The sequence below is a fragment of the Carboxylicivirga fragile genome (genome assembly GCF_050589805.1).
Lineage (GTDB): Bacteria > Bacteroidota > Bacteroidia > Bacteroidales > Marinilabiliaceae > Carboxylicivirga > Carboxylicivirga fragile.
The window spans coordinates 1-17,461 of the sequence record NZ_JBNGOY010000021.1; the positions used below are offsets into that span (position 1 = coordinate 1).

Here is a 17,461-nt window from a genome sequence, read left to right on the forward strand (position 1 = left end):
TCAAATATCCTTTTTTACTACCCCTAAATCCCCTGAAGGGGACTTAAGCCTCCACTTTAGGGGAGGTTTGGAGGGGTAAAACGAAAGTAAAATAAGAAACTGTAAGTTTACTTGTTCACAAAAATACTTTTTGGACACCCTCTTTTTTATGATTATCAATCAAATTCAACGGGCACAACCAAAGTTGTTCTAACGGGCTTACCACGTTGCACACCAGGGCTCCATTGATCAAGTTCTGAAACAAGCTGTATTGCGTACTTTGCTTCTTTATCATTCGATCTATTAAGTGCTAAAATATTACTTAGTTCACCTTTGTGACTCAATTGAAACTGAACATCAACCGTTCCTCTTAAATCAGCATCTTCTTTTACCTGCTCGATTCGAGTATATAAAGTTGCAAAATAGGTTTCCAAACCACCTTGATACGAAGGCATATTTTCAACAACATAAAATACAGGTTTGCCATCCTTACCACTTGGTGGTGGTGGAGGAGGCGGAGGTAATTCACCTTTCTTTTCACCAGTTGGAGAAGGTAGTGGCGGAGGCGTCATTTTACCTTTGTATTTCTTTCGATATAATGAAGCATCTAATTTAAAGGCCGACTCTCTCATTACAACAATCATGAGTTCCTCCTTCTTCACATTTACCTCTTTGGTTTCCATTCCAACAAACGAAAAAACCAACTTATCTCCTGGAGTGACCTCCAACTCAAACTCCCCATTAATATCAGCGACACAACCATTAGTTGTTCCTTTAACAACAACACTAGTACCTGGCAATGGAAAGCCTACCAACTTATCTATTGATTTACCAGTATTCGGATCCAAAACGGCTTGCACTTCTTGTAAAAGGACTTCTCCTTTCACAATAAAAGTTTCCTTCTTACTTTGGTCTACAATTTCACTTGCAGGCTTATCACCTGACTTTAATTCATACACAGGCTCACTAAAAGCCCACAATAAACCGCCAATAAAAGGCAGCACCATCAGCAACTTTAGAAGTCGCCATTTGGATTTTCTGTCATTTTTCATCATTTTTAGTCTTCGTTTATTTTGGGAGAACCGGAAGTGATTGGCTAGCACTGATACTTCCGCTCCCATTGTTTCACTAATAATTGTTTGAATATATTCATCCTTACGAAAGCCTTCGTCCAAGACTTTTTTATCGGCAATAAATTCCAAATTCTGCTTAATTAATCGGGCGTAAGCCCAAGTAAATGGGTTAAACCATAAAATCACAAGCATTAGTTCGCTTAGCATTACATCCAACCAATGGCGCTGCTTTAAATGAACCATCTCGTGTACCATTATCTGCTCATTATCTCGCGACAGATATGATTCATCTTTCACAAAAATTCGATTGGCAAATGCAAATGGTGTATCCACCTTAGGGTTAAGACATATAATTACACCGTTCTTTTTAATTTTAACAGATTTATATGCAAGCTTAACTAATTTCAGAAGATTAAATAAAACTCTGGCTCCAAGAAAGAATGAAATGCTTAGGTAAATATATGGCAGAATAGATATCCAATTAAAATCAGGCTTTTCAGGTATATGTGGGGCAGAAGCTCCAACGGATTGTGCTTGTACAGGAATAAAACCAGCTTGCTCATTTATGCTTTCAACAATTACCACATAGTTGATCTTAATAAGTGGCAATATGATAGCTGTTATCAGTCCCAAAAGAAGAAACCACCTATTTATTGAATAGTGTGCATCATTCCGAAGAAAAAATTGATACACCGCATAAAACAAAATCAACACAAGAGCCGATCGAGATATTAGAAGTAAAGATTCCATCATGGTAATTTATTTATTTTGATTCTGACTCTTTCAACATTGCCTCAAGATCCTCCAAGGTCATGTCATTATCTTTTGCAAAGAAATTGGCAAAACGCGCAAAACTTCCACCAAAGTAATTAGTCATTAAATACTTCATTTGATACGATGAGTATTGCTCTTTTGAAATAAGCGGATAATACACATAAGTATTTCCCATTGACTTATTATCAACAATGCCTTTCTTCTTTAGCACCTTTAAAACCGTGGCTACCGTATTATAAGCGGGCACCTTAACACTAAAACCGTCAAGAAGCTCTTTTATGGTGCCTTCATTTAGTTGCCACAATATTTGCATCACTTCTTCTTCTGCCTTTGTTAATTGTTTAATTTCCATATCGATAATAAAAACACATAAACTACTACAATTATAATACTATATTTATAGTATTGCAAGACAAATGTGATATTTAATTAAATAACATGCTCTAATAAATTAAACCCAATCTATGCATTTGAAATAAAAATTTAAGCCCAAATGCATAGCGATAAAGTAACTCATCCATTTTGGAGAAAAACCAAAATGGTGATTTTCTAGATCGGGGTTAATCCTTGCTAAATGCAGATAGTTCGTCATTACATGACTCCTACTGCATAACCCGGGTTAAAATAAAAAACTTGTCCTTAGGCTAATTAGTGGAGAATTATAAGGAAAATAAAGGATCTATAATGGCAGTTTAAAAGTAAATTTCGACCCTAGGCCTTCCTCCGATTGCAACTCAATAGAACCTTCAAGTAATTGTACCAAGTTCTTCGTTATGGTTAAGCCTAATCCATTCCCTCTGTTAAGATTACTAACGTCATTTCCTACCTTTAGGAAACGCTCAAATATTTGTTTTTGATAGACTTTATCGATACCAACGCCTGTATCTTCCACATAAAATAATATGTATCTATCTTGCACTTGAAAACCTAACTTAACGTAACCTTTACTTGTAAACTTTAGTGCATTACTAACCAGGTTATTTAATATTTGCCTAAGCCTAAACTCATCGCTAACAATGGTAATATTATAAGACGGCACTTCAAGAATAAACTCAAGATCTTCTTTATTTTTATAGTAATCTGAAGTAAGGTAGTTATTATGAATTTGCTCCATTATATCACCAACAAGTATTCTACTTTTAACAATCTTTAGTTGACTTGATTCAATCATCGAAATATCAATGATATCATTTAATAAATGCAGTAAATCATCACCATTGGATTGAATCATATTGGCAAACTCAGTCCTTTCTTCCTCATTAAAATCCCCTTCTAACAACAATTCAGAAAAACCAACAATCGCATTCATTGGCGTTCTAATTTCATGACTCATATTTGATAGAAAGGCTGTTTTGAGTCGATCTGCCTCTTCTGCCTTCAGCTTTGAATTCAGCAACTCTTCTTCCGTTTGCTTATGCTCTTCAATCTCCTCTTCAAGACTTTGTGTACGCTGTTTAACGCCTCTCTCAAGCTCTTCATTAAGCAATTGCAATTTCCGCTTAAGCTTAATATTCGACAAATACCTAAAGTAAATAACGCCTGCAATAAGTATTAAAAGAACCGTAAAAAACACAAAGCTAAATAGGTAGTTTTTGTTGCGAGCTATTTCCAAATCCCGTTCGGCAATGTTCTTTTTTAAAACCAGCTTGTCTTTTTCAACCTGCTGTAAGGTATAATCCAGTTCCAATTGTGCAATCCTATTTAATTGATCAACCGTAAGTACCGAATCCTTCATTTGAGAATACAAAACATGTTTCTCAAGGCTTTTCTTGTAATCTCCCTTTTTCCGATATATTTCAGATTGAACCAGATAGTCCTCCATCAATATCTTTACTAAATTCGATTGCTCTGCCAAATTGATACTTTCGTTTAAACTGGCATTGGCCTTATTTAACTGGCCTTTTAAAAGAAAAGTCTTTGCCTGATTTTTTAAGGTGATTGCAGCTAAGTTAGCAAGTTCATATCTGTAACTCTCTTTCAAAGAAAGTTCATAATAATAAAGAGCACTATCTAATTTTCCAGATGTACGGTAGACATTTCCAATATTATTCAATACAGCACAGTGCCTCTCTTTTAATTGTAAAGTAACAGGCGCATAATTCAGCGCTTTTCGATAATAAATAAGCGCAGAATCATTTTTTTGTTGATACCAGAAAAATGAACCAACTGAGTTGTATACGGTTGCCAATAAATCTGAATGCACTTTATCTCCAAGCTCAATAGCATTAAAATATAACTCCCTCGCTTTGGGATAATCATTTAGATTACGATAAAGAATTCCTAAATTATTAATTGAATGAATTAAACCTGTCGTATCTTTTTGTTCGATGAATATATCTTTCGCCTTCAAATGATATTCCAATGCCTTTTCGAAGGCTCCACCGTATCGATATATACTCCCAATATTATCTAAACATTTGGCAATACCTAATTCAAAATTAGCCACCGTATAAAACTTCAAAGCCATGCTCATATTTGTAAAAGCAGTACGGTTTTGGCCTTGTAGCTGTTGATTTGAAGCGAGCCTAAAATAAGCATCGGCCAACTGTAGCGTATCATTAGCTAGCATTGCCTTATCAATATTTTTTTCTGAAGCTACCCTTTCTTCCGAAAATGAGATTTGCTCTGAGTTATTTGATGCACCATTCGTATAACCAATCGTATCCGAAACATTATTACCATCATTAGCTACACATGGCAGATTTGTCGCAACTATAATAAGAATAGTTAAAACCAGATATCTAATAATGTCAGTTACTTTCATGTGTCTATATTTTATTTTTCAATGGCCACATGGAACTCGCCACAATAGTCATTCCCCTGTGTGAGAAAACTTTTCTCATTGCTCGTTTCATCTGTTTATATTTTTGTTTTTAATGGTCTCCCGATAGCCATCGGGATTAGCCATGCTCCTGCGCGAGATAACCACTCTGATGGCTCGTTTCATAGACACAAACAAGTAGTATATCACGCAAATATAACAATATTAAAAAAGAAAAAGTTTCCAGAATGTAAAGAGGCTAGCACTGTGTTTGCTGAAGTAAACTCTTCTCAATTTATAAAAAGAACTGTAGAATAAAATTCTACAGAGGTAATTTAAAGGTAAATCGCGATCCTTTGCCTTCCTCGGAATAGAGTTCGATTGAACCATTAAGTAGCTGAACCAAATTTTTGGTAATTGTAAGTCCAAGACCATTGCCGCGGTTAAGGTTCGTCACATCATTTTTAACCTTTAAGAAACGCTCGAATATTTGTTTCTGATAAGCTCTATCAACACCAACCCCGGTATCTTCAACGTAAAAATAAACATTTTTATCTTTGGTAAAGAAACCGAGCTCAACATGTCCTTCTTTGGTGAACTTAAGAGCATTGCTAATCAGGTTATTTAAAATCTGTTTGAGCCTAAAAGCATCACTGTTAATAGTTAGATTCATTGCTGGTTTTTCAAGTCTAAATTCAAGCTTATGCTTTCCTGTAAGATCGTTAGATTTCAGAAAACTACTGTAAACCTGCTCTATCAAATCACCCACCACAACATCACTAAGCGATATTTTAAGCTGACTTGATTCAATCATCGATATATCAATAATATCGTTTAATAAATTTAGCAACTCATCTCCGTTGGACTTAATCATCTTTGCAAAGTCCATACGCTCTTCTGCATCAAAATTAGCATCCAGCAACAATTCTGAGAAACCAATAATTGCATTCATTGGTGTTCTAATTTCATGACTCATATTTGATAAGAATGCTGTCTTCAAACGATCAGATTCCTCAGCTGCGACTTTCGATTTCTCCAATTCCTGTGTTCGCTCCATTACTTTTTCCTCTAGATCCTTTGCAAAATCCTCAAGCTGAGATTTCTGAAAAGCAATTTCATCTCGATGCTTATTAGCAATGTTTCGTTGAATTTCAATCTCCCTGGTTCGATTAATCACCAACTTCTCAAGTTCTTGTTTAGCCGCGCCAAGTTTACGAATGCGGTATCGAATAAAATAAACCACAACAAATAAAACTATAACGCTTACAAGTACTATAAACCATGGCTCCAGCCACCAAGGAGGATGCACTTCAATGGTTAAAGATTTTGTATTATTACACAAAACCCTGTCTGAATTGGTTGACCTAATTTCAAGCGTATAGGTATCAGGAGCCAAATTTATAAATGTTAGGTGCCTCTGTTTTCCCAAGGGAATCCAGCTCTCTGAATTTGGCAACATCCTATAATAATAATCTATCTGAACCGGATTACTGTAGTCTAGGGCAGCAAAGTCCAACCTGAAAAAGCGCTCATTAGAATCAAATTCTATTCGATCGGTATTTATTATCGTCTTTTTTATTACACCATCATGCCATCTTGCCGTATCTTGTATTGTAATACTGTTATCGTACAACTGCATAGTTGTAAAATATAGAGGTGGCTCAAAATCAGATCGCTCAATCTTTTCAGGATCAAATATGGTTACTCCATTTATACCTCCAAATGCAAACCGTCCATCTTTAAGCCTTAATCCAGCATTATTAAATTCATTACTCTGTATGCCATCATGTACATCATAATTTACAACTTCTTCCGATTCAATATTAAAGCATGACAAACCATTATTGGTCGAAATCCACAGCTTATTATCGTGTTCAAGCGTTTGATAAACATGTGCATTATTAAGCCCATTACTTGCATCAATTCTGAGAACAACGTTTAAAGTATCATCCAACATATTAGCTCCACTACCAGTACTAACCAATATTCTTCCTTTTTCATCCTCATGAACGGAGTTTATGTAATTACTACTTAAAGAAGTGCTATCGTCTTTATAGTGATAAAGCGAAGTAAAGTCATCTGATTTAAAATTATAAACATTTAAACCGCCATAAGTTGAAATCCAAAAACGTCCTTGACTATCACTAAAAACATCCCAAATGACTGAACTACAAATATCATTTTCATTTGGACCATAATAGTATCGTGTAAACACACCTGAATCATCATCCAAACGAGCCAAACCCATAGCTGTACCAATCCATATTCGATTCAGTTTATCTCGAGCTATGGCATATATTTCTTTGTCAGGAATACCCGATTTATTTTGCTCAGAATACGTATAATGTACTTTCGAAGCAGTTGTCGTATTATACTTATACAAACCTGTTGATGTACCTATCCATAAATAATTTGGCTTTTCGAAATAAAGAGCCCAAACAGAGAAGTCTACACCTTCACCATTTATAAAAACACTTTTGTAAGAATTAAGCCTACTATTCCAACACGTTAATCCCACATTAGTACCAATCCAAATTTCATTATTAGTACCCTCTGCCAGTGCATAAACCGAGCGCCCAACTATACCATTATCATCCGTACCTTCTGTTATATGCTGAAACTTTTCTCCATCAAGGTTAACATGAAACAAACCACTACTCTTAGTACCTATCCACATATGGTTTCTATCATCAACAAAAAGGTCAATAATAAAATCATCAGGCACAAAGCTTTCGCTGCCAAAATTGTATTCAGTAATAATTCCCTTCGAATTTACATTACGAATACCACTACCCGATGTACCTATCCATAGGTCGTTTTCTACGCCCTTTGCTATTGATTTTACTATTGTATTTCTAAAGCCAATAAACTCATAAGTCGAGTCTTTCATGCAAAATCGATGCAAACCATCGTCGCTTGCAATCAATATATCACCATTATAATCTTCGGCAATGCGCGAAATGATATTAGAGTTCCCTGATTGTTCCTCAAACAGCGTATTATAGAAGGAATAAAAACGTTCGTTAGCGCGATCAAACTTTACAATACCTCTACCGTAGGTTCCTAACCATATATCATTAGCCGAATTAATCACAAGGCTAGTTATTGTTGTATTGGGTATCGAATATTCATTATCCTTCTGATATTCATAATTCTTAAACACCTCTGAATCCGGATTAAACTGACATAAACCATGCGAGGCTGCAACCCAAAGCATTCCTTTATTATCAAGAGCTATATCAAATAAATAATCAGAAATAATTGAGCCTGAATCATTCGAATACGTAAAATGCTTTAGTTTTTCTGTATTGTAATCAAAAACACTTAAACCTCCACCATTGGTACTAATGTATAACTTATTGCGCGATACATCTTCAACCATTTTCGTAACAGTCCCATTTATTAAATCAGTTTCTCGATTAGAACCTTCTTTAATAACACTTACTCCCACGCCATCATATCGATTAACGCCATCTTGTGTACCTACCCAAATAAAACCACGTTTATCCTTTAATATGGTATGTACCGTATTCTGAGACAGACCATTGTCGATTGAAAACTGCTTGGGCGAGTAATTCTTATCTTGCGCATTCAATTGATTTAAGGCAAACGTTAAGGCAAGCACAATAATAGTTGCGCATATCCTCACTCCCTTTTTCACAATCCTACACATTAAAAATCGCACGTAATTAATCATATCTGTGTTTGGCAATTTCAATCTACACAAAGTCATCTCTACCCAAATATAATAATTTGAAACAGTAACACAAACCCTAACTTACCTAACTATAAATCTGAAATACATTATCTAATTACCATAAACAATTAATAACGGCTATGCATACATACAGCATAGCGCACTTACATTTCTGAAAACTGTTTGGAATAAAATTCTTACCTTTTGCAAGTATTATATAATATCAACAACCCAAATCATACGTAAAATGATAAATTTTAATCTCAAAAAGGTGACTATACTATTTATGGTCTCCGGCATTCTTATGTTGCCATCTGGATTGATGGCTCAAAAAAAGAATAAAGAAAAAGACAGTGCAAAAGACACATTAATTACCAGCGGTTTAGTTTCCGGGCTGAAACTTCGAAACATCGGACCTGCATTTACCTCAGGTAGGATCGCCGACTTTGCGGTTAATCCATGTAATCACTCTGAATTTTATGTAGCAGTAGCCAGTGGCAACATCTGGAAAACAAGCAATAATGGCATCACCTTCGATCCTGTATTTGACAAGTATGGCACTTATTCAATTGGGTGTTTGGCCATGGATCCTAACAACTCAAATGTGGTATGGGCTGGCACTGGAGAAAACAATCACCAACGCGCATTAGGCTATGGCGATGGTGTGTATAAAACTGTTGACGGTGGCAAATCATGGACAAATATGGGTCTGAAAGAATCGCGCCAAATAGGCATGATTTTGATCGATCCTCGTAACTCAGATGTGGTTTATGTAGCTGCCGAAGGTTCGGCCTGGGGATCAGGTGGAGAACGTGGCTTATATAAAACTATTGATGGTGGTAAGACATGGGAGAAATCCCTTGATATAAGCATCCACACAGGTGTTAACAATATTATTTGCGACCCTCGCAATCCGGATATATTGTACGCCACAACCGAACAACGACGTCGTCATGTTCATACTAAAATTGGTGGTGGACCTGAATCAGCAGTATACAAATCAACTGACGCAGGTAAGAACTGGCGTAAGCTTAAAAGCGGATTACCTACCGAGCATATTGGTGGAATGGGTATCGCTATCTCGCCTCAAAATCCTGATGTACTATATTTAATCATTGAAGCTGCCAACAAGGCTGGTGGTTTTTTCCGGACAAGTGATCGCGGTGAATCATGGAAAAAAATGAGTGACCACCATTCCAGTGGACAATACTATAACGAAATATTCTGTGATCCTGTTGAATTTGATAAGGTTTATTCAGTTGAAACGTTTTCGCATGTCACCAAAGATGGTGGTAAAACTTGGACAAAATTAAGCACAAAAGATCGTCACGTAGATGACCATGCACTTTGGGTAGATCCAACCAACAATAAGCATTTCATGATTGGTGGCGACGGTGGTGTTTATATCACCTACGATGATGGTGACAACTGGAGACAAGTGAGCAACCTGCCAATCACTCAATTTTATCGTGTAGCTGTTGATAATGCTGAACCATTCTATAACATTTATGGGGGAACACAGGACAATGCAACTCAAGGTGGCCCAGTACAAAACACCAGTACTTTTGGTGTAACAAGTGGAGAATGGATTGTTACCGTTTTTGGTGATGGATTTTGGTCACGCATTGACCCAACCAACCCCGACATTGTATACAGCGAGTGGCAGTATGGAAACGTTGTTCGTTATGACAAAAAAAGTGGTGAAAAAATCAGCGTTAAGCCACAACCAAAAAAGGGTGAATTGACTTATCGTTGGAACTGGAATGCCCCGCTTATTTTAAGCAAACACAATCACAAAACCTTATACATGGCTGCCAATAAGGTGTTCAAAAGTGTAGACCGAGGCAATACATGGGAAGTGATTTCAGAAGATTTAACAACACAGATTGATCGCAATACTTGGCCAGTAATGGATAAATACTGGAGTTCTGATGCTGTGGTGAAAGATGTTTCTACTTCACAATTTAACACAATTGTTTCTCTGGACGAATCGCCTGTTAAAAAAGGATTGATATATGCAGGAACCGACGACGGACTGATTCAGGTAACTGAAGATGATGGAAAAACTTGGCGCAAAATCGCTTCATTTCCGGGTGTTCCTGAATACACTTATGTGAGCGATATTTATGCATCTCGTTTTGATGAGAACGTTGTGTATGCCACTTTCGATAACATGAAACGAGATGATTTTAAACCATACATTGTTAAAAGTAACGATAAAGGTAAATCGTGGATCGCTATTTCATCGAACCTACCTGAGAATGGAACGGTTCATACACTTGAGCAAGATTTCAAACGCAAAGAATTACTTTTTGCTGGAACAGAGTTTGGTGTTTTCTTTTCGATTAACGAAGGTGAATCATGGGTACAGTTAAAATCAGGAATTCCAACAATAGCTGTGCGCGACTTAGCTATACAAGAACGTGAAAGCGATTTAGCAATGGCTACTTTTGGTCGCGGATTTTATGTACTCGACAACTATTCGCCATTACGTGAATTAAGTGAAGAGTTAACTAAAAAAGAGGCTCATCTTTTCGAAATTAAGGAAGCCGACTTGTATATGCAAACAGGAAAAATTTATGGCCAAGGTGCAACCTATTACGGTGCCAAAAACCCTGTATTTGGTGCAACTTTTACTTTTTACCAAAAAGAAGTACCACAAACCAAGAAGCAAATTCGACAAAAAAAGGAGAAGGAATTATTTAAGAATGGAGAGCGAATTCCTCAAACTAGTCTGAAACAATTGGATGACGAAAGTAAAGAAGTTCCGGCTTATCTACTTATTACCATTAAAGATGCCGAAGGAAGTATCGTTCGTACCATGACGAAGAAACCATCGAAAAACATTACACGATTCACATGGGATCTTCAATACAACAGTCCAGAAATTATCAAAACTAAGAAGTTTGATCCATTCAAAAAGACTGAAGGAGGTATCTTTGCATTACCAGGAAAATACACCGTTGAAATCAACCAGGTAAAAGATGGGGTAAGTACTCTACTAGCTTCAGCCAAAGAGTTTGAGGTGAAAGCACTAAACAACACTACTCTTCCGGCCAAGGATAGAGCAGCCATGGTAGCTTTCCAAAAAGAAGTTAGCCAGCTCTCAAAAGCAATTAGTGGAAGTATGCGCTTAACATCTTCTCTTTTAGATGAAGTAAGAGACATGAAACAAACGGCCTTAACATTGCCAGGTGCACACGATGAGTTACTTCCAGCCTTATCATCTCTTGAAAATGAACTTAACGAAATCATGTTCAAATTCAGAGGAGCTAAAGCAAAAGCTAGTTGGGAAGAAATTCCTCCGGCTGATATGCCAATTTACAATCGTTTAAACAGCGTTATTTGGGCACAAATCAATAGCACATCTGATATTACCGGCACGTCAAATATGTCTTACGAAATTCTTAAAGAAGAATTTCCTCCAGTACTGGAGCAGCTAAGTACACTAGCTAAAACAAAGATAATTGACGTTCGTAAAATGATGGATCAGCTAGATGCACCATATACAGAAGGAAGAATTCCTGTATGGAATAATTAACCGAGATATAAAACACTTTAAAATAACAAATTACAAAACAGACCTTATTATTAAATAGGGTCTGTTTTTTTTATCAAAGCATTTTATTTTATTGTGTTGGTTTCATATATTTACTCCCTAATTAATTTAAACAATTAAAATCTAAAATGACAACAAGAGCCATTTTGCCGCATATTGGATTCGGCAACGTTAAATTCGGAATGGAAGAACACGAAGTATCAAGTTTAATTGGTGATCCTGATGAAACAGAAATTCAAAACTATGGCGACGGAGGCGAAGCTAATGTACTTTATTACGACGATCTCGGTCTTTCAATGTCTTTCGACAACGAAGAACAATTCAAACTTGTAGAAATTTCTTTCGAAAACGAAGCTTTTGTACTACATGGTACAATTAAGGTAGGAATGTTAAAAGAAGACTTCCTTAAAGCTCTCGAAAATCTAGAAATGGGCGACTATGATAGTGAAAAGATGGATGACGAAGGTTTTGAAAACATGGAACAATTAACCTTCGAAAAAGAAAATGTTAATGTTTGGATTGAAGGCGATAAGGTTTCTACTATTCAAATAGGACCAGAATTTGTTGATGACGAAACCATACGTTGGCCAGCAAGAGAAATTACAGAAGATTAAATATTTCAAGTCCTGCTGAAGCAGGACTTTTTTTTTCATTCGTTGAACCGAAGTATACCGTATTAATTACCCTCGCTTAATTCTTAGATCAATCTTTTTTCTATTTATTAGATTAAACCCCTTATTCTTTCATGGAAGAAAACAATCTATTCACGAAAAAAAAGCGGTCATTACCCAAGAAGCCAAAGGAAAACGAAACTAATTAAGCGACTGTCCGTTTCAAACAGTAAACAAACATTTTGGAGATAAGTAATAATCTCTTATTTTTACAGACAAGTAAAAGATATAAAAGATGAAAAAGATTTCGTTAGTTGCCGTTGTTATACTTTTTGTTGCATTAGGAATGAGTTCTTGTAAAAGTACTGAAGACTGCCCTGCATATAGCTCTGTTGAAACAGAACAAACTGCCGAAAGAGCATAAGGAAACAACCCAAAAAAAAATTACAAGTAACATGAATAAGATGTATAAATCTTAATTTATGTTACTTTTTTTATGTCCTTTTTTAACAAAACATCACACTTTTACCAGATTTTCTTTCTAATCGTAATTTTATGCGGATTTTTATAAAATCATTCTCATATTTCTTGATGATTTAATTATGAATTGCTACTTTTGTGACGCATTTTTGAAGACCTTATAAAACAATTCTTAAAAAAGCAATAAAATGTCAAAAATCAAGATTGGGATTAACGGCTTTGGCCGTATCGGACGCTTCGTTTTCCGTCAAGCTGTAGCAAAAGGAACAGTTCAAGTTGTTGCTATCAACGATTTGATTGATGTAGATTACATGGCTTACATGTTAAAGTATGATTCAACTCACGGTCGTTTCGACGGTACTGTTGAGGTAAAAGACGGTAAGTTAATTGTTAACGGTGACGAGATCCGTGTTTCTGCCGAAAGAAACCCTGCTGACATTAACTGGGGTGCTGTAGGTGCTGACTATGTTGTTGAATCAACTGGTTTATTCTTAACTAAAGAATCTGCACAAGGACACATTGATGCCGGTGCTAAGAAAGTTGTAATGTCTGCTCCTTCTAAGGACGACACGCCTATGTTTGTTATGGGTGTTAACAACAAATTGTACTCTAGCGACATGAACTTTGTTTCTAACGCTTCTTGTACTACAAACTGTTTAGCTCCTATTGCTAAAGTACTTAACGATAACTTCGGTATTGTTGACGGTTTGATGACTACTGTACACGCAACTACTGCAACTCAAAAAACAGTTGACGGTCCTTCAGCTAAAGACTGGAGAGGTGGACGTGGTGCTGGTCAAAACATCATTCCTTCTTCTACTGGTGCTGCTAAAGCTGTAGGTAAAGTAATTCCTGAGCTTAACGGTAAATTAACTGGTATGGCTTTCCGCGTACCAACTCCTGATGTATCAGTAGTTGACTTAACAGTTAATTTAGCTAAAGGTGCTTCTTACGAAACTATTTGCGCTGCAATGAAAGAAGCTTCTGAAGGAGAATTAAAAGGTATTTTAGGTTACACTGAAGATGCTGTTGTTTCTAACGACTTCATTGGTGAAACTCAAACTTCTGTATTCGATGCTAAAGCAGGTATTGCTTTAACTGACACTTTCGTGAAAGTTGTATCATGGTACGACAACGAAATGGGTTACTCAGCTAAAGTATGTGAATTAATTGAGTACATGGAATCAGTAAAATAATTCATTTTACACCATATAAGAAACGCCTTCATTTTTATGGAGGCGTTTTTTTGTGCTTTTTTATCGAATTGATCTACTAGGATTGAAAGAACCTAAGGTCTTAACAAAGAATTGATAAAAAAAGGATATTCTGGTTATGGAAATAATACCGATTACAAACCAAAACGATTGATAAAAAATCAATCTGTGCCTTTTGTATCGGCATTAACCATTGTAATTAGCAAAATGCTTTATCAATCATTTTGGAATACAACTGGTATAAGGTCAATTGTATGCAAACTAAAAATACCTGATAGAACGCATACTACCCTCCTCTTCTTTCTTCTTTCTTAAAAATCGTCTATCCTTATTACGGCGAATCATTGAGAATGAATCAAAATTTAGCGTAATCTCATGGCTTCCTTTGGTGATACCAACATTACCAATCGGAAGATCATAGGAATAGGCTATTTGGAATGTTTTATTAATTCGAAAACCGGCCAAAAAAGCAACTGCCTGATCTATTCGATATGAAACACCTGCCGAAAAGGATTCTTCGTAAAGCATTTGCATATTAATATCGAAACTACTGGATTTTCCAGCCATTCGCCAAAGCATTGAAGGTTTGAGGTATACTTTTTTACCCAAGCCAAATCCATATCCAGTAGAAAGATACAAACTACGCCGTGTTTGCATCACCACATTGGACACTTCTCCAACTTTATACTTGTTTTCTAAAACATAAGGCATTGACACTCCAAAATAGAAAGTGGGTGTATACACAAAAGCTCCTGCTCCAAAATTCGGACTAAAAGCATTAGTAACATCATTTATAAAACTCGGATCATCCTGATCAATGACTTCCAACTTATCGTTTGACAAGTTAAAATAATCGCCAGTTGCACTCACTCCCATCGACAAAAACATATCGTGCCGTAAACGAACCAAATAAGCATAGTACAGATTTAATCGGTGATTTTGTATCGGCCCTGCTTGATACGACTGAAATGCTCCACCCAGCGATACCTTAGACTTATTTAAGGGAGAATGCGCTGCCACCCAATAATTAACTGGCGCCCCCTTTATTCCCATCCATTGATGGCGCGCCACCAAATTCATTGAGAAAGCATTTCGCACTCCGGTATAAGCAGGGTTAATGATCAGTTGGGAATTAATATATTGCGTTGATAAAGGTTCTAATTGCGCACGACTTTCAATGGCTAAACCTACCAGCAAAAATAGCACTAACCTGATTCTATATAACTCATAAGCCTTTAATTTCATATCAGTGACTTAAGTATATATAACCAGTGAAAGAATCGTTAAAACCAGGTATAGTAAAAACGTAATAATAAGTGCCCGCATCAAGTAATTTGCCAGAAAATGCACCTTCATTTGCAACTCCATCCCAATTATTCAGATAATCGTCTGACGAAAAAACCAACTGCCCCCATGCATTAACTATTTGCACCTTTATATTCGCGTAAGTTTTAAAATCAGGAATATAAAATAAGTCATTTAAGCCATCTCCATTAGGCGAAAAACCATTGGGAATAAAGAAATCCGTTGTTCCATCATGCTGAACTGTAAATATCACCCATGCATTACTACAATCGTTATCAGCATCGCACAATACATATTGAAGCGAATCCTTTCCTCCATATGTTCTATTAAACGACGGGATAACTTCATTATTCTCATCTAAATAAGCATCACCATGTTTAACGTTTTGAAGAATATCAACCGTAAATGGAAAATCACCATTAATAATGTCGTTATTTAAAATTGGAACAGTTATTTCAGTTCCATGTAGATAGGTTACCGTATCGTTAACTGCAATTGGTTTGAAATCAACATCATCAACAATAATATCTACTGTAGCCCAATCACAGGATCCATGTACATTACACACTTCATAGGTAAAGACATCATTACCATGAAAAGATAAATCAGGTGTGTATTTTATAGTATTATCATCGTTAACTATTACAGTACCATTGGAAGGAAGCGATTTCACCACCAAAGACTTAATCCCATCAAATAAGCCGAAATCATTTTTAAGCACAGGTATATCAATGATGTCATCCTCATTGATACGAGCCTTATCATCATTGGCAAAAACTTCTGCCTGAGTCGCAGGTTTAATTGTATTATGCTGCGAAGTGGCAGTTAATAAAAAACCAAGGTAAACAACTAAAAATAAAACTAGGCGTTTCAAAATTAAACAGGCTTTGTGTGATAGTTTGGGATATAAAACTAATTAAACCCTTAGTCATTGCAAACAGAAAAGTGAAATAATGAAAAAATACGCTAAACGCATATCGGGATATCAAGTTTAGTAACCTAAGAACTTATAGTTATACTTCTTACTCCTTCTAATTTTTGAACAAGGAATAGCTCCCTTACTTTTATTCCTGCAAATACGATAACTAACTACTAATTGATAGTTCGAACCATAATCAATTTGTGAAGTGGTTAACCCCAACTGATATTCAAGCCCCACACTAAATTGTTGATAGACTATACCCGCTGTAACGGCCATTCCTAAACTTTTTCCAAACTGATGATCCATTGTTCGGCGATACGACAACAAGCCCCAAGTAGAAAAGTCCGGATCAGGCGTAGGTAAATACGCTTTCAGGTTTAAATCCATTCGACTATCTGTTAAAGCATTTCGGCGATACATAATAAGAGGTTCGAGGTACAAATCCCTGTCTGCTACTTTAAAACTTCCACCAGCATGAATATGCATATCCATTACACGTCGAGGCTCCATAGCTCCTTTGTACATTGGATTATTCTCGGGAATAATATTTGTAAATGCAACACCAGCATGCAATTCGTTATATTTCAATAAGGCACCAGCGCTGGCATTAAAACCTAAACCACTTTCGCCCGCACTCTGAATAACCGGATCAAAGGCATCGCCACCGGTAAATCCGCTCATATCCAAGGATGTTTGTTCCAGCATCATGGCTAAACCAAACGAAAGGGTCATTAGCTTGTTGCGCTTCTTTTGCAGCAGTACCTCGTACGAAAATGCCTGGTGCAAGCCCATCTCTTTATGAAAACCATTTCTATCGTTATACACATACGTACCAGAACCCAAATGACCAGTAACAGGCATTTGAAAACTCAATATTTGAGTGGTTGGTGCCAACTCGGTACCAAGCCATTGCTTTTGATAAAAACCACTTGCTGTGATGCAATTTTTCTGAAAAGCTGCCGCAGAGGGGTTCATCTGAAATAAATCGTATACATACTGATTTGTCAGATAATACTTTTGCCCATTAACCACCGACAAAGTGATAATGAGGCTTATCATTATTAATTGAAGCCTTTTCATCTCTTA

At 36.3% G+C, this 17,461-nt stretch carries 11 protein-coding genes; 4 read left to right on the plus strand and 7 right to left on the minus strand.

The window, feature by feature from the left end; translation table 11 throughout:
* Positions 1-155 precede the first annotated feature (155 nt).
* The 4 genes from ACRD7B_RS10825 to ACRD7B_RS10840 all read right to left on the minus strand — a co-directional run bounded on the left by ACRD7B_RS10825 (position 156) and on the right by ACRD7B_RS10840 (position 8,248).
* Positions 156-1,805: a M56 family metallopeptidase gene (locus ACRD7B_RS10825; protein ID WP_430824568.1), complete on the minus strand. Its 1,650-nt coding sequence runs from the start codon at positions 1,803-1,805 to the stop codon at positions 156-158.
* A gap of 10 nt (positions 1,806-1,815) precedes the next feature.
* Entirely contained in the window at positions 1,816-2,178 is a 363-nt protein-coding gene (locus tag ACRD7B_RS10830) for a BlaI/MecI/CopY family transcriptional regulator (RefSeq protein WP_430824569.1), read from the minus strand.
* 327 nt (positions 2,179-2,505) lie between these two features.
* Positions 2,506-4,590 carry an ATP-binding protein gene (locus ACRD7B_RS10835; RefSeq protein ID WP_430824570.1) on the minus strand — a complete coding sequence of 695 codons (2,085 nt, stop codon included), beginning with the start codon at positions 4,588-4,590 and terminating at the stop codon, positions 2,506-2,508.
* A 319-nt stretch (positions 4,591-4,909) separates the two neighbouring features.
* Positions 4,910-8,248, minus strand: coding sequence for a two-component regulator propeller domain-containing protein (locus ACRD7B_RS10840; RefSeq protein WP_430824571.1), 3,339 nt, complete (start codon positions 8,246-8,248; stop codon positions 4,910-4,912).
* Between the two features lie 283 nt (positions 8,249-8,531).
* Here ACRD7B_RS10840 and ACRD7B_RS10845 point away from each other — a divergent pair, with 283 nt between their 5' ends.
* The 4 genes from ACRD7B_RS10845 (at position 8,532) to gap (ending at position 14,130) form a co-directional block, all read left to right on the plus strand.
* Positions 8,532-11,825, plus strand: a complete 3,294-nt coding sequence (locus tag ACRD7B_RS10845; RefSeq protein WP_430824572.1) for a WD40/YVTN/BNR-like repeat-containing protein — start codon at positions 8,532-8,534, stop codon at positions 11,823-11,825.
* Between the two features lie 146 nt (positions 11,826-11,971).
* On the plus strand, positions 11,972-12,457 hold the full coding sequence (locus ACRD7B_RS10850; protein ID WP_430824573.1) for a hypothetical protein: 486 nt from the start codon (positions 11,972-11,974) through the stop codon (positions 12,455-12,457).
* Positions 12,458-12,749: 292 nt separating this feature from the next.
* Positions 12,750-12,878 (plus strand): hypothetical protein, encoded by a 129-nt coding sequence (locus tag ACRD7B_RS10855; RefSeq protein ID WP_430824574.1) that lies wholly within the window; start codon positions 12,750-12,752, stop codon positions 12,876-12,878.
* A gap of 244 nt (positions 12,879-13,122) precedes the next feature.
* Complete coding sequence (gene gap, locus ACRD7B_RS10860) at positions 13,123-14,130, plus strand: type I glyceraldehyde-3-phosphate dehydrogenase (protein WP_430824575.1); 1,008 nt, start codon at positions 13,123-13,125, stop codon at positions 14,128-14,130.
* Positions 14,131-14,409: 279 nt separating this feature from the next.
* On the opposite strand, the gene ACRD7B_RS10865 is transcribed toward gap, so the two are convergent.
* From ACRD7B_RS10865 to ACRD7B_RS10875, 3 genes are all read right to left on the minus strand, one after another.
* The gene (locus ACRD7B_RS10865; RefSeq protein ID WP_430824576.1) at positions 14,410-15,393 is read right to left on the minus strand and encodes a PorP/SprF family type IX secretion system membrane protein; all 984 of its coding nucleotides are present in this window, start codon (positions 15,391-15,393) and stop codon (positions 14,410-14,412) included.
* 1 nt (position 15,394) lies between these two features.
* Positions 15,395-16,327, minus strand: coding sequence for an Ig-like domain-containing protein (locus ACRD7B_RS10870; RefSeq protein WP_430824577.1), 933 nt, complete (start codon positions 16,325-16,327; stop codon positions 15,395-15,397).
* Positions 16,328-16,444: 117 nt separating this feature from the next.
* The gene (locus tag ACRD7B_RS10875; RefSeq protein WP_430824578.1) at positions 16,445-17,455 is read right to left on the minus strand and encodes a PorP/SprF family type IX secretion system membrane protein; all 1,011 of its coding nucleotides are present in this window, start codon (positions 17,453-17,455) and stop codon (positions 16,445-16,447) included.
* Between the last annotated feature and the right edge of the window lie 6 nt (positions 17,456-17,461).